Origin of the sequence: Archangium lipolyticum, from assembly GCF_024623785.1 — a bacterium.
Classification (GTDB): domain Bacteria; phylum Myxococcota; class Myxococcia; order Myxococcales; family Myxococcaceae; genus Archangium; species Archangium lipolyticum.
In genome coordinates, this window is sequence record NZ_JANKBZ010000033.1 from 105,463 (window position 1) to 129,699 (window position 24,237).

Annotated in this window: 14 protein-coding genes; 7 read left to right on the forward strand and 7 right to left on the reverse strand. The window is 69.2% G+C overall.

Annotated features, from left to right (window positions below; genetic code table 11):
* Window positions 1-22: 22 nt before the first annotated feature.
* The 4 genes from NR810_RS42530 to ligD form a co-directional block, all read right to left on the reverse strand.
* On the reverse strand, window positions 23-640 hold the full coding sequence (locus tag NR810_RS42530) for a DUF2378 family protein (RefSeq protein ID WP_257461104.1): 618 nt from the start codon (window positions 638-640) through the stop codon (window positions 23-25).
* A gap of 434 nt (window positions 641-1,074) precedes the next feature.
* Window positions 1,075-3,807: an aconitate hydratase AcnA gene (acnA, locus tag NR810_RS42535; protein ID WP_257461106.1), complete on the reverse strand. Its 2,733-nt coding sequence runs from the start codon at window positions 3,805-3,807 to the stop codon at window positions 1,075-1,077.
* Between the two features lie 150 nt (window positions 3,808-3,957).
* On the reverse strand, window positions 3,958-5,067 hold the full coding sequence (locus NR810_RS42540) for a cyclic nucleotide-binding domain-containing protein (protein ID WP_257461109.1): 1,110 nt from the start codon (window positions 5,065-5,067) through the stop codon (window positions 3,958-3,960).
* 228 nt (window positions 5,068-5,295) lie between these two features.
* Window positions 5,296-7,899, reverse strand: coding sequence for a DNA ligase D (ligD, locus tag NR810_RS42545; RefSeq protein WP_257461111.1), 2,604 nt, complete (start codon window positions 7,897-7,899; stop codon window positions 5,296-5,298).
* A gap of 220 nt (window positions 7,900-8,119) precedes the next feature.
* On the opposite strand from ligD, the gene NR810_RS42550 reads away from it, so the two are divergent.
* Window positions 8,120-9,724: a sigma 54-interacting transcriptional regulator gene (locus NR810_RS42550; RefSeq protein ID WP_257461113.1), complete on the forward strand. Its 1,605-nt coding sequence runs from the start codon at window positions 8,120-8,122 to the stop codon at window positions 9,722-9,724.
* A 200-nt stretch (window positions 9,725-9,924) separates the two neighbouring features.
* Window positions 9,925-10,116, forward strand: coding sequence for a hypothetical protein (locus NR810_RS42555; protein ID WP_257461115.1), 192 nt, complete (start codon window positions 9,925-9,927; stop codon window positions 10,114-10,116).
* Window positions 10,117-10,153: 37 nt separating this feature from the next.
* Here the strand turns inward: NR810_RS42555 and NR810_RS42560 are convergent, their stop codons facing one another.
* A complete protein-coding gene (locus tag NR810_RS42560) occupies window positions 10,154-13,819 on the reverse strand; it encodes a protein kinase domain-containing protein (RefSeq protein WP_326522543.1) in 3,666 nt (1,221 codons plus the stop codon).
* 291 nt (window positions 13,820-14,110) lie between these two features.
* On the opposite strand from NR810_RS42560, the gene NR810_RS42565 reads away from it, so the two are divergent.
* The gene (locus NR810_RS42565) at window positions 14,111-18,163 is read left to right on the forward strand and encodes a protein kinase domain-containing protein (RefSeq protein WP_257461116.1); all 4,053 of its coding nucleotides are present in this window, start codon (window positions 14,111-14,113) and stop codon (window positions 18,161-18,163) included.
* A gap of 177 nt (window positions 18,164-18,340) precedes the next feature.
* Window positions 18,341-19,642, forward strand: a complete 1,302-nt coding sequence (locus NR810_RS42570; RefSeq protein ID WP_257461117.1) for a cytochrome P450 — start codon at window positions 18,341-18,343, stop codon at window positions 19,640-19,642.
* Here the strand turns inward: NR810_RS42570 and NR810_RS42575 are convergent.
* Window positions 19,629-21,881, reverse strand: coding sequence for a sensor histidine kinase (locus NR810_RS42575; protein ID WP_257461118.1), 2,253 nt, complete (start codon window positions 21,879-21,881; stop codon window positions 19,629-19,631). The two genes, NR810_RS42570 and NR810_RS42575, sit on opposite strands and share 14 nt — an antisense overlap.
* Window positions 21,882-22,058: 177 nt before the next feature.
* On the reverse strand, window positions 22,059-22,841 hold the full coding sequence (gene fabG / locus NR810_RS42580) for a 3-oxoacyl-ACP reductase FabG (RefSeq protein ID WP_257461120.1): 783 nt from the start codon (window positions 22,839-22,841) through the stop codon (window positions 22,059-22,061).
* A gap of 93 nt (window positions 22,842-22,934) precedes the next feature.
* On the opposite strand from fabG, the gene NR810_RS42585 reads away from it, so the two are divergent.
* The 3 genes from NR810_RS42585 (at window position 22,935) to NR810_RS42595 (ending at window position 24,114) form a co-directional block, all read left to right on the forward strand.
* The gene (locus NR810_RS42585; protein WP_257461121.1) at window positions 22,935-23,561 is read left to right on the forward strand and encodes a glutathione S-transferase family protein; all 627 of its coding nucleotides are present in this window, start codon (window positions 22,935-22,937) and stop codon (window positions 23,559-23,561) included.
* A complete protein-coding gene (locus tag NR810_RS42590) occupies window positions 23,558-23,722 on the forward strand; it encodes a hypothetical protein (RefSeq protein ID WP_257461123.1) in 165 nt (54 codons plus the stop codon). The genes NR810_RS42585 and NR810_RS42590 overlap by 4 nt, the downstream gene beginning before the upstream one ends.
* A gap of 74 nt (window positions 23,723-23,796) precedes the next feature.
* The gene (locus tag NR810_RS42595) at window positions 23,797-24,114 is read left to right on the forward strand and encodes a hypothetical protein (protein WP_257461124.1); all 318 of its coding nucleotides are present in this window, start codon (window positions 23,797-23,799) and stop codon (window positions 24,112-24,114) included.
* Window positions 24,115-24,237: the final 123 nt, after the last annotated feature.

Below are 24,237 nucleotides of genomic sequence, written 5' to 3' on the forward strand. Positions count from 1 at the left end.
GGCGCCCGGACCTTCGTCCGGCTCACCAGCAGAACTCCAGCTCGATGCTGAGCTCGCCCGTCTTGCGCGCGCGCACCTTCACGCCCCGCATGCCCAGCTTCGTCGCCATCGAGACCGCCGCACCCTCGTGGTAGGCGAGCGGCATGAGGGTGCGCTGGATGGCGAGGACGCCACTCTTGGGCCCGGTCCAGGTCACCTCGGGCTTTCCGTAGCTCGTCAACACCCAGTAGAGCGTCTGCAGGGTGCCCATGATCTGCTGGGGAGGCCCTCCGGCCTGCTGCATCGCCGTCCGCCCGACCGGGGTCTCCATGTAGCTCTCCCCGGCCTTGAAGCCGATCTGCCGCAGGGCCTCGCCGAAGCCGCCGAACCTGCCGCTCAGCGCCTGGGCCGCGGCGGCGAGCAACAACAGCAGGGAGCGCGTGGGGTAGTTGAAGAACTCCGCGAAGGACTTCTCCCCGCTCGCGGCCATGCAACGCCGCACCACGGCCTCGCTCTCGCCGAGGTCGCGCACCACCCTCAACGTGGAGGTGAACAGGAAGCCGCGCGTGGTGTGCTCCGGGGTCGCCAGGCTCAACCGGTGCTGCAGATCCTGCTCCGCATCGTAGGTGCGATCACTGCTTGGTGCCGACTCGGTACTCATGCTCGCTTTCCAGCGGCCTCGAGCTCGGAGAGCGGCGCCGCGCCTCCCCATATTACAACGGGTTTGGGGCGCTGCTCAGGCACAAGAACGTTCCAAAGCAGACCCGGTGGGGAGGTGCCAGGCATGTGGGAGCGCCCGCCTGCCCGCCCGCTGGTGGAACCATCGAACCTCGGCGGTGGTGAAGGCGGTCCGCCCCGACAGCGGGCCGACACGCGGCGGAGGAGCTCTGTCAGTCTTACCGGCTCCCCGCCGATGCACCCTGCCACGGCTCGATAAGACCGCGAAATCACACGCCCTTTCCGCCGGGCCCCGCTGGCACGTGGGATGCTCTACCCCACTCCGGCAAGGCGGTGGGGGAGGACGGACGGGGTTGGGTGGGGATGGGTCGGGAGGAGCTGCTGGGGGGCGGCTCCTCCCGATTTTCTTGACGTGGACTACGCCTTGGCCAGCTGGCGCATCACGTACAGCAGGATGCCGCCATGCCGGTAGTAGTCGAGCTCATTCGGCGTGTCGATGCGGCACAGCACGGTGAACTCCTTGGAGCCGCCCTCGCCCGTGGCCTTCACGGTGAGCTTCTTCTGCGGCGCCAGGTTCTCCGCGATGCCGACGATCTCGAACGACTCGTGGCCGGTCAGGCCCAGGCTCTGCGCGTCCTGGCCCGCCTCGAACTGCAGCGGCAGCACGCCCATGCCGATGAGGTTCGAGCGGTGGATGCGCTCGAAGCTCTTGGCGATGACAGCCTTGATGCCGAGCATCGCCGTGCCCTTGGCGGCCCAGTCACGGCTGGAGCCCGTGCCGTACTCGGCGCCCGCGAGCACCACCAGCGGAGTGCCCGCCTGCTGGTACTTCATGGAGGCGTCGTAGATGCTCATCCGCTCGCGGGTGGGGATGTGGACGGTGACACCGCCCTCCACGCCCGGCACCAGCAGGTTCTTCAGGCGGATGTTGGCGAAGGTGCCGCGCACCATCACCTCGTGGTTGCCGCGGCGCGCGCCGTAGGAGTTGAAGTCCTTGGGCTCCACGCCCTGCTCCATGAGGTACTTGGCGGCCGGGCTCGTCTTGGCGATGTTGCCCGCGGGCGAGATGTGGTCCGTCGTCACCGAGTCGCCCAGCACCGCGAGCACCTGGGCGCCCTTGATGTCCGAGAGCGGCTTGGGCTCGGCGGGGATGTTCTCCAGGAAGGTCGGCTTGCGCACGTAGGTGGACTTGGGGTCCCACTTGAACGTGTTGCCGCCACCGGACTGGAGCTGCTGCCAGAGCTGGTCGCCCTCCATGGCGCGCGAGTACTGGCTGCGGAACTGCTCGGGCTTCACCGCGGAGTTGATGAAGCCGCGGATCTCCTCGGCGGAGGGCCAGATGTCCTTGAGGAACACCGGGGCGCCGTTGCGGTCGGTGCCGAGCGGCTCGGTGTCCAGGTCCTTGCCCACCTCACCGGCCAGGGCGTACGCCACCACCAGCGGCGGCGAGGCCAGGTAGTTCATGCGCACGTGCGGGTTGATGCGGCCCTCGAAGTTGCGGTTGCCGCTGAGCACCGCGGCCACCACGAGGTCGCCCGTGGTGACGGCCTCGGCCACCGGGTCCGGCAGCGGGCCCGAGTTGCCGATGCAGGTGGCGCAGCCGTAGCCCACGATGTGGAAGCCGAGCGCCTCCAGGTAGGGCATGAGGCCGGCCTCCTTGAGGTAGTCCGTCACCACGCGGCTGCCCGGGGCCAGGCTCGTCTTCACCCAGGGCTTCACGTTGATGCCGCGCTCCACGGCCTTCTTGGCCAGCAGGCCCGCGCCCAGCAGCACCGCCGGGTTGGAGGTGTTGGTGCACGAGGTGATGGAGGCGATGACGACGGCGCCGTGGCCCAGCTCGTAGCTCTGGTTGCCCTGCTTGACGGTGACGGTCTGCTTGAGGCGCTCGGGAGGCACCGGGGCCGCGGGGGCCTTGGCCTTGCCGCCGCCCTCGTCGTCCTCGCCCTTGCTCTTGCCCGCGGAGAGCATCTCCACCAGCGACTTCTCGTAGCCGGCCTTCATGTCCTTGAGGGGCACGCGGTCCTGCGGGCGCTTGGGGCCGGCGAGGCTCGGCACCACCGTGGCCAGGTCCAGCTCCAGCGTGTCGCTGAAGACCGGGTCCGGCGTGCTCTCGGTGTGGAAGAGGCCCTGCTCCTTGTAATAGGCCTCGGCGAGCGCGACGAGCTCCGGCGGGCGGCCGGTGAAGCGCAGGTAGTTGAGGCTCTCCTCGTCCACCGGGAAGAAGCCGATGGTGGCGCCGTACTCGGGCGCCATGTTGGCGATGGTGGCGCGGTCCGGCAGCGACAGGCTCTTGAGACCGTTGCCGTAGAACTCGACGAACTTGCCCACCACGCCCTTCTTGCGGAGCATCTGCGTGACGGTGAGCACCAGGTCCGTCGCGGTGGCGCCCGCCGGCAGCTTGCCGGACAGCTTGAAGCCCACCACCTGCGGAATCAGCATGGTGATGGGCTGGCCGAGCAGCGCCGCCTCGGCCTCGATGCCGCCCACGCCCCAGCCCACCACGCCCAGGCCGTTGATCATGGTGGTGTGGCTGTCGGTGCCCACCAGCGTGTCGGGGCACACCACGTTGCCCTGACGGAAGGCCACCTGGGCCAGGTACTCCAGGTTCACCTGGTGGCAGATGCCCACGTCGGGCGGCACCACGCGGAAGTTCTTGAACGCGTTCTGACCCCAACGCAGGAACGCGTAGCGCTCCTTGTTGCGGTCGAACTCGAGCTCGGCGTTGGCGCGGAACGCGTCCGAGGTGCCGAACACGTCCACCTGGAACGAGTGGTCGATGACCAGGTCGGCCGGGTTGCGCGGGTTGATCTTCGCGGGGTCGCCACCCATGGCGGCGAGCGCCTCGCGCATGGCGGCCAGGTCCACCACCGCGGGCACGCCGGTGAAGTCCTGCAGCAGCACGCGGGCCGGGTGGAAGGAGATTTCAGTGTCCGGGTCCGCCTTGGGGTTCCAGGCGAGCATCTTCTCGACGTGCTCGCGCTTCACCACGCGGCCATCCTCGTGGCGCAGCAGGTTCTCGAGCAGGATCTTCAGCGAGAAGGGCAGGCGCGCGACCGAGGCGTGGTCCTTGCCCACCTTGGCGAGGCTGTAGAAGTCGTACGTGGCCGAGCCCACCTTCAACTGGCTCTTGCTCTTGAAACTGTCCGTCATTGTGAGTGCCGTCCTTCCTTACCGTCCGCTGGGATCGTGCGTCTTCTAGGCCCGTCGAAAGCGGCTTGCAAAGGGTTCCTGCGGGGGATTCCAGAGGCGGACGGTTGGGGGGCTTTCACCGCCCGTCCGGGTCACCCGGCACACCCATGGCTACAGGCCCGGGTCGCCCTCGGGCAGGGAGCGCTCCGCGAGCACCCGGGCGGTCCGCCGCAGGCGCTCGGCGCCGATCCGCATCAGCGCATCCCGCATGCCCGGCTGGCTGAAGATGTGCCGCTCGCACGCCGAACGATCGAGCCGCAGCAGCAGGCACTGGACGTCCGCCCGCACCATGGCCGTCACCGGCTTGTCCAGCAGCAGGGAGATCTCCCCGAGCACGTCGCCCTCGCGCAGCACCGGGTAGGGCGTCTCGTGGCCGTCCGGGTGCACATGGTAGGGGGTGCAACGGCCACGCAGCAGCAGGTAGACGGCGTCTCCGGTGGCTCCGGCGGTGAGCAGCGTCGTGCCCGCCTCCACCCGCTGGAGCCGGAACTCGCGCGCCACCACCCGCTGCTGCTCGTACGGTAGCAGCGAGAACATCGGGTGGGTGCGCAGCAGGTTGTCCACCGCGCGCCTCCGGCAGAAGGCCTCCACCACCCGTATCAGCAGCGGATGCCGGCCGGCGACCTCCACCAGCCGCTCCCTCGTCAGCTCCAGCAGCACGGAGGGCACCGCCGCCACCAGCCCCGCCGACCGTGGCCCCTCGACCAGCAGCGTCAGCTCCCCGAAGGCCCCGCCCTCCACCACCGAGGGCCCCGCCTGCCGCGAGCCGTCCTCCAGCGTCCGCACGATGTCCGCGCGCCCCTCCGCCATGAAGACCATCGACGCGCCCGGCTCGCCCTCGCGCACCACCGTCTGGCCGGCCGCGAACGTGCGCACCTCCACCGCGTCGAGCAGCGCCACGAACGCGTCGCGGTCCAGCATCGAGAAGATGGGCACCGACAACGCCGGGTTCTCCCGCTCCAGCAGGGACTCCAGCTCGGCGGAGGACAGCGGCCCCGTGCCCTCGTTGGACGGGCTCACGCCCTGGCGCGCGTAGAGGCTCGCGATGAGGGACTGGATGCGGAGGGGGGCCGGTCCGAGCCTCGACAGCGCCTTGCACGCCACGATGGCGCGCAGCAGTTGGCTGCCATGGGCCCAGGCCTTCGCGAGCCCCTCGTAGCCAGCGAGGGCCTCCTGCGTGCGCCCCTCCGATTCGAGTCGCCGGAACTCGGTGAGCGCCACGTCCAGACGCCCCCAAGCGGCCAGTTGCCCGGCTCGATCCCTCTGCCGAAGAAGGCTGTCCGCTCCGTCCGCCATTTGTCTCATGTTCTCGGAGAGCGCACGCTACCACCCCGCCCGGAATTGACTAGCGGTGTTTACCGGGTGAACTCCCAGACCGTGCACGCCTTGACCCTGGAAGCGCGTCACACCGAATCTTGAGAAACAGCAGTGCAACGCGCATGTCCGAGCCTACCGTCGGCGCTTCGATGCGGCCCGGGAGGGTGAAGGCAGCTTCTGCCCGCCGGCCAGTGCCGGGGCGAACAGCTCTCCCACCTTGTCCAGGCGCCGGCGCATCGTGCCGAGGGTGAAGCGGGTGGGATCCAACCGCCGGGTCACCTCGGACCACTTCAGGGGCGTGGACACCGGAGCGTGCGGCAGGGCGCGCAGCGAGTACGGCGCCACGAGCGTCTTGCCCCAGGCGTTCTGGTCCGCGTCCAGGTACAGCCGCCCCTGTCTCTGGCTCTTGGCTCGTGCGGTGGTGGCCAGCTCCGGGTGCTTCCGGGCGAGCTCCTCGAACGTCGCGTGGGCGAACTCCAGGACCTGCTCGTAGGTGTGCCCGGGAGCGAGCGGCACCAGCACGTGCAGGCCCCGCTTGCCAGAGGTCTTGGGCACGCTGTTCAGTTCCAACCCCTCCAGGTAGCGCCGCAACGAGGTGGTCAACTGGATGAGGTCATCGAAGGTCCCACTGCCCGGGTCCAGATCGAAGAACACCCAATCCGGCTCCTCCAGGTGCCCCACCCGGCTCGACCAGATGTGCAGGGTGAGCGCGGACTGGTTGGCGAGCCACAACAGCGACTCGGGCCGGTCCACCACCACGTGGGGCAGGTCTTTCGTCTCGTGGTGGATGCACGCGGTGGTGAGCCAGTCCGGCGTGCCCTTCACCCCCTGGCGGAAGAAGCCGGGCTCGTCCACTCCGCGCGGCCACTGTTGCAGCGCGAGCGGCCGTCCGGCGAGCGCCGGCACCATCAGGGGCGCCACGTCCCGGAAGTAGGCGAACACGTCCGCCTTGGTGAAGCCGGGCTCGGGGAAGAGGACCCGCTCTCCATGGGTGAGCGCCACCAGCGGCGTACGGCCCGCCCTGGAAGTGGTGGCCTCCTGCTCCTTCCGGGCCACGGCGGTCCTGCCCGCGGCCGCCGTCCCCCGGCGCGCCTTGGTCCCGGTCCGCCGGTGGGGGCCTCGCGCCGTGGACTTCTTCGTGCCCGGCCCACCCACCGGCGTGCTGCGCGGCCGCTCCCGCACGCACTCCTCGGGGCGCTTGTCGTTGCGCAAACCCTGGAAGGAGGGATGGCGCAGACGGCCATCCTCGGTCCACTCGGTGAAGGCTACCTGGGCCACGTAGCGCGGCTTCACCCAGCGCGCCTCCTCGTTGCGCAGGGCGTCCCGTACGAAGGGCGCGTCCTCCACCGGCGGCTTCTTCACCACGTCGCGCGACAGACGCGTGAGCAGCTCGCGCCGCACCTTCGCGCTGTAGCCCGTGCCCACCTTGCCCGCGTAGTGCCAGCCCTCACCCTCACGCACCGCCACCAGCAGCGAGCCGAGCTCCGGCCGCTCGTTGGCCATGGGCGTGAACCCCACGATGGCCACCTCCTGGTTGGCCTGCACCTTCAGCTTGAGCCACGTGGCGCTCCGGCCCGGCGTGTAGGGGCTGCCCACGCGCTTGGCCATGACGCCTTCCCACTCGTTCCGTCTCGCCTCCGCCAGCGCCTCGCTCGCGCTGCCCTCCACCCGCTCGGCGAGCACCACCGGTGGCTTCACCCGCGCGAGCAGCCGCTCGAGCCGCTCCCGGCGCTCCTCCAGCGGCAGGGCGCGCAGGTCCTCTCCCTCGAGCCACAGCAGGTCGAAGATGACGAAGCGCTCCTCGGCGCCCTGGCCGAGCAGTTGGAAGCGAGAGCGCCCCTGTGCGTCCAGGGCCACGATTTCTCCGTCCACCACCGCCTCGTGCTCGCCGAGCGTCTCGAGCGCCCGGGCAATGGCCGGGAAGCGGAGGGACAGATCCTTCCCGCCGCGCGACTGAAGCGCGACCCTGCCTCCCTGGAGCCCGGCGAGCGCGCGGAAGCCGTCGTACTTCACCTCGAAGAGCCAGTCGGCCCCCTCGGTGGCGTCCACCTGGGCGAGCGTCGCCAGCATGGGCGACCCCACCCGCTCCAGCAGGGCCTCGGGCGTGCGCACCCGTGCCACCCGGCGCGAGGGACTCGCCTTGCGCGCGGACTTCGCCGTGGGCTTCCGGGTGCGGCGCGTAGGCCCGCGGGTGACGCTCTGCCCGGACTTCACGGACTCGGGGCGCTCCTGCGCGACGTCGTAGCCGGCCCGCTCGGTGCCGTCCTTGGCCTTGAAGCACAACCACTGCGCCTTCTTCCCGCTGGGACGCGTGCGGATGAGGTGCCACTCCCCCTCGAGCTTCTGTCCGTGCAGCGCCACGTGCAGACGTCCCCGCGAGAGCTGCTCGGAGGCCTGGCCCGGCGGCACCGTGTCGAAGGTGCCCGAGTCCCAGAGAATCGAATCCCCCGCCCCATAGCTGCCCTCGGGGATGCGGCCCTCGAAGGTGGCGTAGGCCAGCGGATGGTCTTCGGTCTGCACCGCCAGCCGCTTGTCGGCGGGGTCGTAGCTGGGGCCCTTCGGAATGGCCCAGCTCACCAGCACCCCGTCTATCTCCAGCCGCAGATCGTAATGCAGCCGCGTGGCGTCGTGCTTGTGCACCACGAAGACGGGTCCACTCCCACCGCGTGGAGCCGGAACCTCCGGGGCGGGCTCGGAAGTGCTGGTGAAGTCACGCTTCTCACGGTAGGTACGCAATCGCTCCCGGGCGGAGCCACTGGGTCGTCGAGGGGTCGCCATACCCACAGGGTTGGCACGCCCGGCCGTTCCGGCAAAAGCCCGCCCGGCGGTCCACTGCCCTCCGCTCACGAAGAGACGCGAGGGGAGCTGGCGAGCAAGCGCCTTGCTGGCTGGGGGTCCCCCACCAGCAAGGCGGAGACATCGTCCAGGGTCAGTCCCCAGTGTACAGTGAAAAGCCATGAATGAAGGTCAGCTGGATGACGTGACCACACTCAGCCGGCCGAAACGGAGCGTCGGCGCTCAATCCGTTCGCCTCGTTCCAGCCCTGACCATCGTCTCGCATCCCGACATGTGGCGGGTGGGAGAGCAGCTCCTGCTGCGCGAGGTGCTCGCCGGTGGAGAGGTGTCCCTGTCCCGGATGGCGCCGGAGTTCGTGCGGCCCGGTGGCGCCCCGGGAGCACCCCTCGCCGATCGCGGCCTGAGCAGGAAGCCGCTGCGCTTCATGTCCGCCGGAGAGGGGCGGCTGCGGCTGCTCGTCGAGGAGGGGGGCACCCAGGTGGTGGCGGGCGAGCCGATCCGGGGAGGCCGGGAGTTCGGACCCGAGGAGCTGACCGCGGGCGTTCCGCTCGAGCTCGCCGAGCGCGTGGTGCTCCTCCTGCACCTGATGGAGCCCGAGACGGACGAGCCCTCCCCGGACGCGCTGGGCATGGTGGGTGAGAGCGCGAGCACCCGGCGCGTGCGCGCGCACATCGAGCAGATCGCCGACCTGGAGGTCCCGGTGCTCATCCGGGGCGAGACGGGAACGGGCAAGGAGCTGGTGGCTCGCGCCATCCACGAGCGGAGCAAGCGCCGGGGCGAGAAGTTCATCAGCGTGAACCTGGGCGCCATCCCCAAGGAGCTGGCCGCCGCGGAGCTCTTCGGCGCGCACAAGGGTGCCTATACGGGCGCCACGCGGGACCGCGAGGGCTTCTTCCGCGCCGCCCAGGGGGGCACCCTGTTCCTCGACGAGGTGGGTGAAGCGCCCCCCGAAGTCCAGGTGATGCTGCTGCGCGTGCTGGAGACGGGCGAGATGTACCCGGTGGGCGGGCACACGCCCCTGACCACGGACGTGCGCCTCGTCGCCGCGACGGATGCCAACCTGGAGGCGCGCATCCAGGAGGGACGCTTCAAGGCCCCGCTGCTGCACCGGCTGACCGGCTATGACATCCGCGTGCCCCCGCTGCGCGAGCGCCGCGAGGACATCGGTCTGCTCTTCCTCCACTTCGCCCGCGAGGAGCTCGAGGCCATCGGCGAGTCCTGGCGCCTGTCCCACACCGATTCCTCCGCCGAGCCGTGGCTGCCGGCCTCGCTGGCGGCCCGCCTCGTCCGCTACTCCTGGCCCGGCAACATCCGCCAGCTGCGCAACGTGGTCCGGCAGCTGGTCATCGCCAGCCGGGGCCTGCCCCACCTGCGGGTCGATCCCCGGATCGAGCGCGAGCTGGGCTCCGCCCTGCCCTTCCCCGCCGGACGCGCCCTCACCGCCCCGGAGACGCCGACACCCAGGACCCCCCCCGTCCCCCGCCGCAAACCCTCGGACATCACCGAGCAGGAGCTCATCGCCGCACTGCGGGAGAACTCCTGGGACCTCAAACCCACGGCGGATCAGCTCGGCATCTCCCGGACCTCCATCTATGACCTGATCGAGCGCAGCAAGAGCATCCGGACCGCGGGAGACCTGAGCACGGAGGAGATCACCCGTTGCCACCACGAGTGTCAGGGCAACCTGGACGCCATGGTGGAGCGCCTGGAGGTCTCCAAGCAGGCCCTGCGCCGCCGCATCAAGGAGCTGGGGCTCGAGCCCTGAAGAAGCGCCCTGGACACGGCTCGACACCTCTCGACATGTCGAGCCCCACTCCAAGGGTCGGATTTCCCGGTAATTTCCCGTGGGTAGAGCGGGAGCACGTGCCCCACCGGGACGGCATGTGCCTTGCTCTGGTCCGCGACTGCCCGAGATGAGGTAGATTCCCGGGCGTTGGCGATATTCACGAAGAAGGAGGGGATGCCATGCAGCGCGAGAAGACCTCTGTCATTGATGACCATACGAACGAGTCCATGCCGGGAGTGGCGCTGCGGGTGACGGCGAACGCGAAGCGCCAGAACCCGAGCGCTCCGAACACCACCTACAGCCTGGGCCGGGTGGGCACGAGCGTGGATGAGGGCGGCAGCCACACGGATCCGCCCGACGTGGAAGGCTGAGGGAAGCCGCTCCTCGCCGCATCTCGCGGCCGGTTGACTACCGCGAGCTGGCGAGGAGCCGCCGCAAGCGCGAGAGCTGACGTTGGCCTTCGCGCGCGAGGTTGTGATTGCTCGCCAGCGCCTGCTCGAGCTCCTCGCGGATCCGCTCGAGCTCCCGCGCCTCCGGCTGCGCCGCCAGCTCCACCCGCGTGAGGTCCAGGCTCGCGTGCAGGAGCAGCGCATCCGCCCACCGCGGACGCCCCTTCGACAACCCGTCGGCCAGCACGAGCCCCCGTTCCAGGATGGGAAGGGGCTCGTGTCCCGCTTCCTTCCGCCAGAGGGCCCACTCCCGGAGGAAGTGGCCGAAGGCCAGACGTGCATCCCGGCTCTCGGGCTCGGACTCGAGTGTCTTCTGGAAGGCCGCCGCCGCCGCCTCGAAGTCCTCGCCCCGTGCCTGTCCCCGCCGGACCTTCCAGAGGACCTGGGTGGCCTGTACCTCCGCGAGGCCCAGCAAGGTGACTCCCGCCCGGGGATTGCGGGCGAGCGCCTGCTGGAGCGCCTCGGAGGCCCGGGACAGGAGCTTGCTGGGCTCTCTCCCCTGCTCCAGCTCGAAGGCGGCCCAGGTCCGAAGGGCCCTGCCCAGGTTCGCCCGTGGCAGGGGGTGCTCCGGTGCCTGTTCGATGGCCTGCTGGTACGCCCGCTCGGCCGCGCGCAGGGCCGGAGCCGGATCCTCTCCCCGGGCGAGCAGGTACCCGGCGCGCCTTGAATTCAGCCAGCCGAGGTTGTTGTAGGCGGAGAACTTCCGCGGAGCCACGCGGAGGGCCTGTTCGAAGACGGCCTGGGCCCGCTCCAGCCAGGGGGCGGGCTCTCCACCCCGGTCCCAGGCCTCCTGCCCCAGCTCGGCCAGGACCACGCCCTTGCTGTTGAGGCGGAACGCGGACCCGGCATTGAGGGCGAGCCCCGCCTCGTACCTCGCGAGCGCCTGCTCCCACTCGGGCCGCGCATCCTCGCCCCGGGCCCTGCGCCTGCTGGCGAGCACCTCGTGATACCGCCCCTCGTAGTCATGGAGCACCGCATGGCGGGGATTGAGCGCCCGCGCCTTCACCAGCGCCACCCGGGCCTGCTCCAGGTCCTCGATGGACTCGCGGCCATTCGAACGGGAGGCGCGCAGGAGGTACGCGTTGACGAGATCGAGCCAGCCGAGCATCTGGCTCTCGTCCATCTGGATGGCCTCGCGGTAGGCGCCAATGGCCTTGTCGAGCCTGGGCAGGGAGTCCAGTCCGTTCTGCGCCTCGTAATCCGACCACGTCTTGAAGATGAGGCCGCGCAGGACGTGGAACTCATAGCCCTGGTCCTTCGGGGCGATGTTCTCGAGGGACTCCACGGCCCTGCCGAGCTGCTCGCGCGGATCCTCGTTGTGCGACTGCCGTCCCCGGCCCTGCCGCCAGAAGCTCCACCCCAGCTCCATCCAGGCCTCCGGCCGGTCGGGCACGAGCTTCCTCGCGGCCTGCGCGGCCTCCAGCGCGTCGCGGACGGGCTCCTCCACGTCCTTGCCCTGGGTGGCGCGAGCCTCCGCGAGACGGCGATGGAAGCGCGCCAGCAGCACGCGGGCCTCGTAGTGGTCGGGAGCGGATTGGAGGACACGTGCCACCGCTTGGCGGCCCCGCTCGAAGGGGGGCTCGACATTCCCCTGACCGTAGAGCTCCGTGTCCATCACGGCGGACTCGAGCTGCGCCATCGCGTGGTGGACGCCGGGGTCGCTCCGGCCGATGTCCGCGGCCCGGCCATAGGCCTGACGGCTGGCCTCGAAATCGGCCCGGGCCTTCTCGGGCTCGCCGTGGTTCCGGTGCTGAAGAGCCCGGGCCAGGAGGATGTCCCCCTTCAACCTGGGTGCCGCGTAGAACTCGAGTGCCCTCTCGCCCAACATATCCAGGCGGACCAGCGCGTCGTCGAACCGGTCCTCCAGGAAGAAGAGGAGGGCCGCCACGTATTGAGGAGGAACTGGAGCCCCCTCGCTCTTCTCGAGGTAGGCGTGCGCCGGATCCCGGTAGCGGCGCACGAGCTCCTTCTTCCGCGCCTCGCGCCGCTGCTCGGCCGAGGTGTCGCCGGGCTCCTCCCTCCTGCGCTGCTGCTGGTAGCCACGCTCCACCTCCAGGAGGAGCACCTGGTACAGGTGCCCCATCACCTCGGCCAGCGCGTAGGCGACCCGAGGCGTCTGGTAGCCCCGCTGCCAGGCGGACTCCAGGTGGGACAGGGCCTTCGCCTCATCCCCGAGGGCGTGGTGGCCCATCCCCAGCGCGTAGTGGACAGGCCCCTTGTCCGCGTCCTCGGTCTCGAGCAGCTCGGCGTCCAGCTGGCGCATCCACGTGCGGATCCGCTCCCGGTCCGCGCTCGTGTCGTGCAGCGGGAGGAGGTAGGGACGGCCGGCCAGGGCGTCGATTTGCGCCACCAGCTCGGTGGAGCGGAGCTCCAGGGCGGCGCGCCGCTCGGCCTCGCGCAGCCGCAGGCCGGCCCCCGCCAGGGCGAGCAGGACCAGGGCGAGCGCCCCCGCGGCCATGGCCACGAAGGCGCGGTGCTTGCGGGCCTTCTTGCGCAGGCGGTACCAGAGCCCCGTGGGCCGCGCCAGGACGGGCTCGCCGTTGAGGAAGCGGTCCAGATCCTCGGCCAGGGCGCGCGCCGAGTCGTAGCGGGCGGAGCGGTCCTTCTCCATGCACTTGAGGACGATGGCCTCCAGGTCCGCCGGGATGTCCGGGTCCACCGAGCGCGGCGGGCGCGGCTCCAGGGAGGCGATGTTGCTCAACACCTCCAGGCTGTTGCTGCCGGGGATGGGAAGGACGCCGGTGAGCAGGTGGTAGAACGTGGCGCCCAGGCTGTAGACGTCCGCGCGGCGATCCAACCGGCCCACCTCGCCGCGGGCCTGCTCGGGCGCCATGTAGTGCGGCGTGCCCAGCACCGAGCCCGTGGCCGTCACGCCCTCCTTGCAGTCGCGCGCCAGCCCGAAGTCCATGACGTAGGGCATGAGGGCGCCATCCCCGGTGCGCGCCACCATGATGTTGGAGGGCTTGAGGTCCCGGTGGACGAGGCCGGCGCGATGGGCCGCGTGCACGCCCTCGGCCACCTCCCGCATCACCAGCACCTTCTGCTCCAGGGGGAGCCTCGGGCCGATCTTGTTCAGCGTCTGCCCGTCGATGTACTGCATCGCGATGTAGGCCCGGCCCTGGACCTCGCCGACCTCGTACACCTGGCACACGCGCTCGTGATGCACACGGGCCTGGGACCGGGCCTCGGAGAGGAAGCGGCGCATGTGCTCGGGGTCGTCATCCCGGACGAACTTGAGGGCCACGTCGCGTCGCAGCTGCGAGTCATGGGCGAGGAACACCCGCCCCATGCCGCCCTGCCCCAGCAACCTCACGGGCTGATAGCGCTCCCATTGGACCACCGGGAAACCCACGCCATCCTCGACGAGGCGCTGCCGCGAGGGCAGCTCCAGCGTGGAGTCGTCCTCCGGACTCTCGCCGTCACTGTACCGGGCCGTCTCCTCGAGACGTACCTCCTTGCGCAGCGAGGCGAGCGTCTCCGCGGAGAGCCGCCCCCGCTCCACGAGCAGCTCCAGGGGACTCCGCGCCTGTCGGAGCGCCTCCTCGCGCAAGGCACCGGCCTCCTCCTTGGAGAGGAGTCCCTCGACAATGGCCATGCGCAGTTCCGAGTCATACCCATCGAGCACGGGAAGTCCCCCTGGCGGAGAGGAGCGCCATGCTACACCCGGGCGGGCCCATCCAACCGCTCCCGTTGGCTGAGAAACGGGGAGGCGGACGAGCCCGACGTTTCGACGGGTTGAATGTCGACTCCGACATGTCAACCGTCATGTCCCGACACACACCGCCGCCCCGGCGCTCCGTCCTTCACGCCAATGAAGCGTGCAGCCGGAGCCCTGGCTGCCTACGGCGTTGTTTCACGGCACCCCGGCTCCTACTTTCCCTTCGGCAACCCGCCACCAGGACGAGGAACCAGGAACATGCGGGAGCACATCGAACCCCAGCACGAGGAAGCACAGCAGCAGGGGTCCTCGGACTTCCTGGAGGGCCTGGACTCCGAGCTGGACTTCGGTGACTCCTTCATGGAGCAGGTGGCGCACGCCGTCCCCCAGGTGATGCGCAAGCCGAGACCCGGTGAGCGGATGGGCGGCCGGGACGGCCACAGGTTCGAGATCATCGAGGAGCTGGGAGGCGGGGCCATGGGGCTGGTGTTCCGCGCGAGGGACGCGGAGCTGCAGCGTGTGGTGGCGCTCAAGTTCCTGCTGCCACGTGAGGAGGGGGCGGGCGAGAACCGCATGGTGGCGCTGCTCAAGCAGGAGGCCCGGGCGGTGGCCCAGCTCGACCACGAGAACATCGTCCGCATCTTCGACGTGTCCGAATGGGAGGGAGGCACGTGGGAGCGGCCGGTCCCCTTCCTGGTCATGGAGTGCCTGGAGGGAGAACCGCTCTCCAGTCTGCTCCAGCGGGGACCGCCCGGGCTCAAGCGCACGGTGGAGATCCTCGAGAGCGTGGCCGCGGGACTGGCGCACGCGCACCAGCGGCACATCATCCACCGCGACCTCAAGCCCAGCAACGTGTTCATCACGCACCGGGGGACGGTGAAGCTGTTGGACTTCGGACTGGCGTACCTCATGTCCTCCCGCTCGCCGGACGTACCCAATCTGCCGACCGCGGGAACGCCCCCCTACATGGCGCCGGAGCAGTGGCGGGGCGCGCTGCTGGATGAGCGGACGGACGTCTGGGCGGCCGGCATCCTGATGTACGAGCTGCTCACGCGGGAGCTGCCCTATCCGAGCGCCTCGCTCGAGGAGCTGCGCGAGCACGTGACGTCGGCGCAGCCGGTCCCCTCCCTGCGCCTGCACCACCCGGAGCTGCCCGAGGAGGTGGAGCGGCTCGTGGCCTCGGCGCTGGCCAAGGAGCCCGCCCGGCGCCTCGCCTCCGCCATGGAGCTGCGCGAGGAGCTGCGTGAGCTCGCGGAGCGGCTCGGGCTGCGGCAGGAGGCGCCGAGGGCGGTGGAGCTCCAGCGGCGCACGGTGACGCTGGTGTCCTGCCGCCTGACGGGGTTGGAAGGCCCCCTGGAGCAGCTCGACCCCGAGGACTTCAGTGAGATGGAGGCCACCTTCCACCAGAGCTGCACGGAGCTCATCCAACGGCACGGCGGCTCCATCGCCCTGTCCATGGGAGACGAGGTGCTGGCATGCTTCGGCTACCCCGTGGCGCACGAGGAGGACTCGGAGCACGCGGTGCACGCGGCGATGGAGCTGGTCCGGCACTTCGCGGAGGGCCGTGAGCCACTCCCCTCCCCTGAAACCCGGCTGGCCGTGAAGGTCGGCATCCACACGGACGTGGTGGCCCTGGACGAGCGTGCCGGGGGACACCGGGGACAGGCGCTCGCCATCCAGGGCGAGGCGCCGCGCATCGCCAGCTGGCTGTCGCGACGGGCCGAGCCCGGCGCGGTGGTCCTCAGCGGCACCACCTGCAGGCTGGTGCGCGGGCTCTGCGAGCTCGAGACACTCGGCTCGCACTCCTTCGATGGGCTGGCGGGAACGCTGAACGTGGACATCTGCCGCCTGCTGCGCGAGCGGAAGGCGGTGTCCCGGTTCGAGCGGGTGCGCGTCTCGGGCGCGCTCACACCGCTGGTGGGACGCGAGCGCGAGCTGGGACAGCTCCTCGACCACTGGGAACGGGCGCTCCAGGGCCACGGCGGCTCCGTCCTGCTCGTCGGCGAGGCGGGCATCGGCAAGTCCCGCCTCGTCCAGGAGGTGCGCGAGCGGGTGGAGACGGAGTCGAGCCTCTGCCTGCGCTGCCAGTGCTGGTCGCAGTCCAGCACCAGCGCCTTCCACCCCGTCATCGAGTTGCTCCAGCACCTCTTCCAGGAAGACGGCTCCACGAAGAACCTCCAGGAGGAGCTGCGAGGGCTGGCGCAGCGCTCGGGCGTGTCGCCGGAGCACATGCGGGTGATGGCCTCCTTCCTCTCGCTGCCGATGCAAGGCGGGGAGTCGGCCACGCCCCAACTCTCACCGGAACGGCGCAAGGGGCTGGTGCTCGAATCACTGGTCGCCCTGTTGCTGCGGGCCGCGCACGAGCGCCCGGTGCTCGTGGTGGTGGAGGATCTGCACTGGGCGGACCCGTCCACGCTGCAACTGCTCGGCGCCGTGATGGAGCGCATCGGGAAGGCGCGCGTCCTGGTGCTGCTCAGCGCCCGCCCCGAGTTCCAGCCGCCCTGGCCCCCGCCCGGGTTCCAACGGCTCGTGCTGGAGCGATTGCCGGCGGATTGCACGGCGACGCTGGTGCGCGAGGCCGCGCACGGCACACGGTTGACGGAGGAGGCGGTGCATCAGCTGGTGGCGAAGACGGATGGCATCCCGCTCTTCGTCGAGGAGATGACGCGCATGGTGTTGGAGCGGGCGCAGGGCTCGGGAGAGATGCCCTCCTCCATCCCGATGAGCCTGCACGAGCTGCTGCTGGCGCGGCTGGACATGCTGCCCTCGCGGCAGAAGGCCCTGGCCCAGCTGTGCGCGGTGGCCGGACGCGACTTCACCTTCCCCCTGCTGGCGGCCCTCACCCGGCACGAGGAGGGCGGGCTGCGCAGGGACCTGGAGGGACTGGTGAGCGCGGGGCTGCTGCGGCGGCAGGAGGAGGACTCCGTCCCGGGCTACCAGTTCCGCCACGCGCTCATCCAGGAAGCGGCCTACCAATCCCTGCTGCGCAAGACGCGGCGGCACCACCACCAGCGGATCGCCCAGGCGCTGGTGGAGTGCTTCCCCGAGCAGGTGGAGACCCAGCCGGAGTTGCTGGCGCACCACTACACGGAGGCGGGGCAGTACGCGCTGGCCATCCAGTACTGGGCGCGGGCCGGGAAGCGCGCCAGCCAGCGCTCGGCCAACCTGGAGGCCATCAGCCACCTGAAGCAGGCCCTGCGGCTTCTGCACCACCTGCCGGAGACGGGACAGCGCAAGGAGCAGGAGTTGCAATTGCAGATGGCGCTGGGGGTCCCGCTGTTCCAGGTCCAGGGCTTCCACTCGCCCGAGCCGGAACGGACGTTCGAACGGGTCCGGCAGCTCATCCGCGAAGTGGGCGATGCGCTGCCACGGCTGGAGCTGTCCTACTGGGGGCTCTTCGTCTATTACACCGCACGCGCGGAGCTCCACCTGGCGCATGAGCTGGCGGAGCAGTTGGTGGACATGGGCCATCGCCACCACGATCGGGAGCTGCTCGCCCTGGGCTATCGCATGATGGCGGTGGACTTCTTCACCTGGGGACGGATGAAGGAGTCCCTCGAGTGCGTGGAGCGCGCGGTGGCGTACTCGGACTTCACGCTCGAGGAGCACCGGGCCGTCACCCTGAAACACCTGGCCAACCCACGTGTGATGGCGCTGGCCTATGGCTCCGTCATCCTCTCGACCCTGGACCAGCAAGAGGAGGCCCGGCGCTACATGATGGAAGCGCTGGAGCTGAGCGCGAAGCTCGGCCATCCCAACACCACCGCCTTCGCGCTGAACTACACCGCCCTGGGCTGCCAGCTGCGAAGGGACGCACCGAGCGTCCTGCGATTGACCGATGAGTGCATCGCGATCAGCCGGGAGCACCTGTTCCGGGTGTGGCTGGGCATGTCGACACTCTTCCGGTGCTGGGCGTTGTCCGAGCTCGGGCAGCCGCGGGAGGCCCTGGCGCTCATGCGCAAGGGGTTCGAGCAGTGGAAGCTCTCGGGCTTCGGCAGCGGCATGCCACACAACCTCGCGATGCTGACGGAGATCCACCTGAAGCTGGGGCAGGCGCAGGAGGCGTGGGCCACCATCAACGAGGCCCTGGCATACCGGGACAGGACGGGCGAGCGTTCCTACGAGCCGCAGCTGTACCGGCTGCGCGGTGAAGTCCTCCGCATGCTCGGCCAGGAGGAAGCGGCCCATGAGGACTTCCTCCGAGGCCTCCGCATCGCCCGGGAGCAGGGCACGCGCACCTATGAGCGCCACGTGCTGGAGAGCCTGTCCCGCCAGGCTGCGCACGCCGGAGAGCCCGCGCATCCAGCATAGCCACCCACGACCTGACAGGACACCTGCTCTCCGGGACGGGGCAGGCGTCGGCCTCGCCCGGCGTGTATGCACCAGACGACGGAGCCATGGCGCACACGTGCGGGTGGTTGCCATGAGCAACCCTGCGCACCCTGTAAAACCGACGGAGCCCGTCAGGCCCGTCGGGGGGTAGGGCGCGTGGGATTCTTGCAGGAGTTCGAGGCCATCGACGTGGGGAACCCGCGGGAGCGGGCCCATCTGTTGTCGACGTGGATGGAGCGCAAGCCGCTCGATCTTTTTGGAGAGTTGCGGGACACGCGGCCGATCTTCACGCCGATGCCGGGACAGGTGTTCGTCACCCGGTACGCGGACGTGAAGGAAGTGCTGGAGCGGGAGGACGTCTTCTCGGTGCGGCTCTACCGGAAGCGGATGGATCCCCTGGTGAAGGGATTCGTCCTCGGGCAGGACGACGCGGAGCAAGCGCCACGCGAGCACGACATCTCCATCCTGCGGCTGGCGGTGAACCGCGAGGACATCCCCGGGACGAGGAGCTTCACCGCGCGATGTGTCGAGGAGGCGCTGCGGACCGCGCGCCCCCGGGGCCGGCTCGACGTGGTCCGGGAACTGGCCCGCCCCGTTCCCACGCGGTGGGCCATCCAGTACTTCGGGCTCTCCGGGCTGGACGAGACGACGCTGATGCGCCAGGCGCGGGCGCTGTTCCTGGACATCTTCGTCAATACCTCCCAGGACCCGAGGCTCCATCAGGAGGGGCTGGCCGCCAGTGCGGAGCTGTCGGCCTGGCTCGATGCGAGAATCGCCCGGCGGCGCCGCTGGCGGTGGTTGCGCAGGTTCTCCCGGCAGGAGAGCGTGCTCGACCGGCTGCTGGAGATGCAGCGCGTCCGCGCCACGCACCTCGACGACGTGGCGATCCGGAACGCGATGATGGGCTCCATCACGGGGACGCTCGACAACGTCTCCACGTGCACCGCGAACATCCTCGACGTGCTGTTGGACAGGCCCGAGCTGCTGCAGGCGGCGCGCATGGCGGCCCTGAGCGGCGATGACACGGCGCTGCGCCCTTATCTGATGGAGGCGATGCGGTTCAAACCTCCGGTGCCCGCGCTGCCGCGGTATTGCGAGCGGACGTACGCGCTCGCCCAGGGCTCGCCGCGCGAGACGGTCATTCCGAAGGGCTCGGTGGTGGTGCTCATGCTCTCCTCGGCGATGTTCGACCCCGAGGAGGTGGAGTCCCCGATGGAGTTCCGCACGACGCGCCCCACGAGCAGCTACCTGCACTTCGGAGCGGGGCCGCACACCTGCCTCGGCCGCTACCTCGGCATGGTGCTCATCCAGGAGCTGTGCAAGGGATTGCTGTGCCTCCAGAACCTGCGCCGCGCCGAGGGTCCCGCGGGCCAGGTGACGCGCACGCGGGAGGGCTCCCCGGAGTCACTGGAGCTCCAGTTCGACAGCGGCACACCGGCCGGAGTCACCGTCCACTGACCTCCTCGATGGGCTGATAGGGCAGCTCCAGCGTGAACGTGGCGCCACGCCCGGGTCCGTCACTGTGGACCGTCAGGGAGCCCCCCAGCTCCTGGGCCGCCACGGCACTGGAGTGCAGGCCAAAGCCATGCCCCTCCTTCCGGGTGGTGAAGCCGTACTGGAAGATGCGCGTGAGCAGCTCCTGGGAGATGCCCATGCCATTGTCCTGGATGTCGATGCGGACGCGGTCGGGCACGGGGAGCTCCAACTTCACGGTCAGGATGCGCTGCTCCGCCGGCGTCCCATCCATGGCGTACTTGGCGTTGCTGATGAGATTGACCAGGATCATCAGCACCTTGTGCTTGTCCGTCATCACCGGGGGCAGGAAGCGCAGTTGCCGGACCTCCTTGACCTGGTGACGGGTGAGCGCGGCCGCGTTGATGCGCAGCGCGTCGTCCACCAGTGCCGACAGGTGGACGGGCTCGTTCAGCCGGGGTGTGCGGGCATGGTTCTGCTGCACCTTGACGATATCGCCGATGTGCTCCGTGTACCGGCCCACATCCTCCAGCAGGGTGATGATCTCCTGGCGCTCCTTCAACAGGTTCTGTCCCAGCTTGTTCAGGAAGGGCATGACGTTGCGCCCGCGCTCGTCCTGGGTGAGGAAGGTCTGGAGGTCCGCCTGGCGCTCCCCGAGCAGGGTGGCCACCTTGCTCACGTGCTCCAACCGCAGCTCGCCCAACCTGTCCCGCGCCAGCTGGGAGGAGGTGTAGACGCTGTTGAGCACATTGCCCACGTTGTGCAGCACGTTGGTGGCGATCTCCGCCATGCCGGCCTGCCGCGCCGTCTGCACCAGCTGCCCCTGGACCATCTTCAGCTCCCGGGTCCGCTCCTCGACACGTTGCTCCAGTCCCTCGTTGGCCTGCCGCAGCTGTTCCTCCCGCTGCTGGACCTTGTCGGCCATGCTCCGGAAGGATCTCGCCAGCTGCCCCAGCTCGTCCTCACGCGAGGTGTCCAACGCCACCAGGAAGTCACCGGACTCCACCCGGTGGGTGGCCTGGTTGAGCGTCAGCAGCGGTTGGGAGATCTGATTCCGGAGCACCTGGTACATGATGACCAGCTCCAGCAGCAGTGATGCGAGGCCGAACAGCAACACATAGCGCGCCGACCTCCAGGCGGATGCGGTCACCACGCTCTTGGGCAACACCGTGACGAAGTTCCACTCCGGCCCCTGCAGTCGGGCCACGGCGATGTACTCGCCATACTCGGGGAGCTCCAGGATGTCTTCGCCGGGCTGGCGGTTCCTCACCTTCTCGAAGAGGCTCCGCAGGTGGGCCCGCTCCTCTTCGGAAGCGAGCCGAGGGGGGCGCTCACCGGGCCGCGGAGCGGAGCCCAGGATGTCGTAGCCCATGGTGGCGCCCCGCATGTCCAGCGCGGGATGGGCGATGAGCTGGCCGTCATCGCGCACGAGCAGGTTGTAGGTGCCGGGCAGGTGGTCATTGATGGAGCGGGCCAACAGCTCATCCAGCAGGATGTCATGGGAGAACGACGCGACATGGCGGCCATCCATGTCCAGCGGGGTGTTCGCCGTGACGAGCCAGTTCCGGGTGGGGGAATACAGGTAGTTGCCGGTCCAGGCCGTGTGCCGCCCCGGGTTCTTCTCGGGCGTGGTGAGGGTGTAGTACTCGTACTCGAGTGTCGGGTCGTCCGTCGGGAGCGCCATGGCCCAGTCGGGTCTCGAGGGCCAGAACGTGATGACCGGTCCCTCCGCCAGGGTGACGTAGGTATCCGTGAAGCGGGCCGTGAAGGCGGGCCCGTACTGGGTGATGACCTCGTGGGCGGCCAGGATGCGGCGGCGGAGCTGCGTATCGAGCTTCACGCCCGGGGGGACGAAGACGCCCGCCATGCGCGTCCCGTCGAAGCCCTCGGCACGGGAGCGGACGGTACCATCCGGCCATTGGGTGAACAGGCTGTCGAAGAGCGGATCCGGGTCCTGCTGGCTCCAGGCCCGGATGCGCTCGTCCAGGGCCTTGCGGAGGAGGGCATGGTTGTCCTCCGCCAGCATGAAGATGGCCTGCTCGCGCTGACTGCGCTCCGCCACATGCCGCGCCAACTGCTGGATGGCGTCCTCGCGCAGCGTGTGGAACATGTGCAGGTAGCTGGCGAGCGTGGTCAGGGCGATGAGGATGCCAATGCGCACGCCCATCTGGATGAGGGTCGAGCGGGCCAGGGAGGCGGGGCGGCGGAGAGTGGGAGCTGGCATTGGGAATGGCTCAACCCCCACTGGAGCGGGATTTTTCCCCCTGCACATGCATTACAGGGTTCGTCCAGTGTCTGTTCGCCCCGAGGGAACGAGCTTCCCAGGGAGCCCGCCAGTCATCGGCTTCTCACTCTCCGAGCGCACGAGGAGCTGCCCGGGTGCCCGCCTGGCTCGCGTGCCCTACATCTGCGCCAGCGCGTCCTGCGATTCGGGGAGGACCTGACCGCCATCCACGATGAGCGTCTGGCCGGTGATGTAGCCGGCCTCGCGGCTGGCGAAGAACAGGGCGGCATGGCCGATATCCTCGACCTCGCCCAGCGTGCCCAGCGGCACCGCCGCCGCCATGCTCTTCATGTACTCCGGGCCCAGTTTCTCGAGGCCCTCGGTCACGATGTTGCCGGGCAGGACGGCATTGACCGTGATGCGGTATTTCGCGAGCTCCATGCAGGCGGTGCGCATGAAACCCAGTTGCCCGGCCTTGGTGGCACCGTAATGGGTCCAGCCGGGAAAGCCGGTCACCGGGCCCGTAATCGAGGAGGTGATGACGATGCGCCCCTGGCTGGATTTCTTCAGATAGGGGATGCAGGCCTTCACCGAGAGGAAGGTGCCCTTGAGATTGGTCGCCATCACCTCGTCCCAGGTTTCCGGCGACATCTCCTCCATCTTCACCTGCGGAAAGACGCCGGCATTGGCGCACAGCACGTCGATTCCGCCATGACGCTCGGCCGCCACCTGGGCCATCTTCTCCATGTCCTCGAACCGGGTCACGTCGGCGGAAAAGCCGCTGGCGCTGCCACCGGCCGCGACGAATTCCCGCGCCGTCGTCTCGGCCGACTGGAGATCGCGCGCGACCACCAGCACCTTGGCGCCGTGCCGCGCGAAGACCCGGGCGATCCCCTTGCCGATGCCCTTGCTTCCGCCGGTGACGATGACCGATTTCCCCTTGAGCGATTCCGCCAACATGATGCGCCTCCTCCAGTTCCTGTATTCCAGGTTCTTGTGTTCGAGGTGAGTGTATAGGAGGGGTGCCTGTACATCGGACAAAGGAGTCGCCCCGTGATCAAACTGCACCACCTCGTGAACTCCCGTTCACAGCGCATCCTCTGGCTCCTGGAGGAGCTGGGGCTCGACTACGAGCTCGTCATCTACCCGCGCGACCCGAAGACGGGCTTCGCGCCTCCCGAGCTCAAGGCCATCCATCCGCTCGGTAAATCTCCGCTCCTCGAGGACGATGGACGGGTGCTCGCCGAGTCCGGAGCCATCATCGATTACGTCGTGCGCCGCCATGGCCAGGGGCGGCTCGCGCCCGCACCGGACTCGGCCGAGTACGACGACTACGTGCATTGGCTGCACTACGCCGAGGGCTCGGCCATGCTGCCCCTCATGCTCAACCTCTATGTGGGACGTACAGGCGAGGCGGGCGCGCCGCTCATGCCTCGCATCTCCAGCGAGGTGAAGAACCACCTCGGCTACATCTCGGGAGCGCTGGGGAAGCGGGACTACCTGGTAGGCAACAGCTTCAGCGCCGCCGACATCCAGATGTGCTTCGTTCTGGAAGCAGCGCGGCCCACGGGTGCCCTGGAAACCTTTCAATCCTTTCCCAACCTCGTCGCCTATCTTGAGCGGTTGCACGCCCGCCCCGCCTACCAGCGCGCCATGCAGCGTAGCGGGCAGGTCAAATGAATGAGCTGGGGCTGGCCGAGCGGCTCGAGCTGGTGGAGGTCAATCCCTGGACCGACGGGCGGCTGCGCCCTCCACCCCCTTGCCAAGGTGCCGACACTGGAGCGGGAGGACGGACCGCGCCGTCCATGGTGGAGACGCGCCACAAGCTACCGGCGGCCTGAAGTCCTGACAGCCTTATCAGCCCCTCATGACCCCCTCCCCAACCCTACACCGCACCGGGAAGTACATGTTGGCCATGAAAGAGCGAAAGAGCAGGACAAGGAGCACCTTGAGGCTGGCGGGTTTTCTCCTGGTGCTCGTCACAACCCTCGGTGCCCAGGCGGAGCCGCCCTCCTCCACGCTCCCTGGCCGTAAGCCAGACTCCAAGGAGCCCTGGGGCGCTTTTCTTGGCAAGGTTGCACATGAGGCCATTGGATTGGAGTACCGCGTGCAGTACCCCTCCCACGTCGTCTTCCTCAACACCGCCGACCTCTACACCATTGTAAGGGTGGGGAAGTTGGGAGATCCCAAGCGTCTTTCGGAACTCGTGAGGCTCTTGCGCCCGGACATCTGAGCCATCCCCTCATTTTAGCAGGGGAGCAAGGGAGCGGTGTGTAGGCTGAGTGGTGCGAAAAGTAGGACGGGCGCTATTACTTCTGCGGTCATGCGCAAGCCACGCCTCAATGACCAGCAGGTG

Coding starts and splice junctions, on each gene's coding strand:
- NR810_RS42530 (WP_257461104.1), bottom strand. CDS start 640: ATGAGTACCGAGTCGGCACCAAGCAGTGATCGCACCTACGATGCGGAG.
- NR810_RS42590 (WP_257461123.1), top strand. CDS start 23,558: ATGAATGAGCTGGGGCTGGCCGAGCGGCTCGAGCTGGTGGAGGTCAAT.
- NR810_RS42555 (WP_257461115.1), top strand. CDS start 9,925: ATGCAGCGCGAGAAGACCTCTGTCATTGATGACCATACGAACGAGTCC.
- NR810_RS42595 (WP_257461124.1), top strand. CDS start 23,797: ATGAAAGAGCGAAAGAGCAGGACAAGGAGCACCTTGAGGCTGGCGGGT.
- NR810_RS42550 (WP_257461113.1), top strand. CDS start 8,120: ATGAATGAAGGTCAGCTGGATGACGTGACCACACTCAGCCGGCCGAAA.
- NR810_RS42575 (WP_257461118.1), bottom strand. CDS start 21,881: ATGCCAGCTCCCACTCTCCGCCGCCCCGCCTCCCTGGCCCGCTCGACC.
- fabG (WP_257461120.1), bottom strand. CDS start 22,841: ATGTTGGCGGAATCGCTCAAGGGGAAATCGGTCATCGTCACCGGCGGA.
- NR810_RS42565 (WP_257461116.1), top strand. CDS start 14,111: ATGCGGGAGCACATCGAACCCCAGCACGAGGAAGCACAGCAGCAGGGG.
- acnA (WP_257461106.1), bottom strand. CDS start 3,807: ATGACGGACAGTTTCAAGAGCAAGAGCCAGTTGAAGGTGGGCTCGGCC.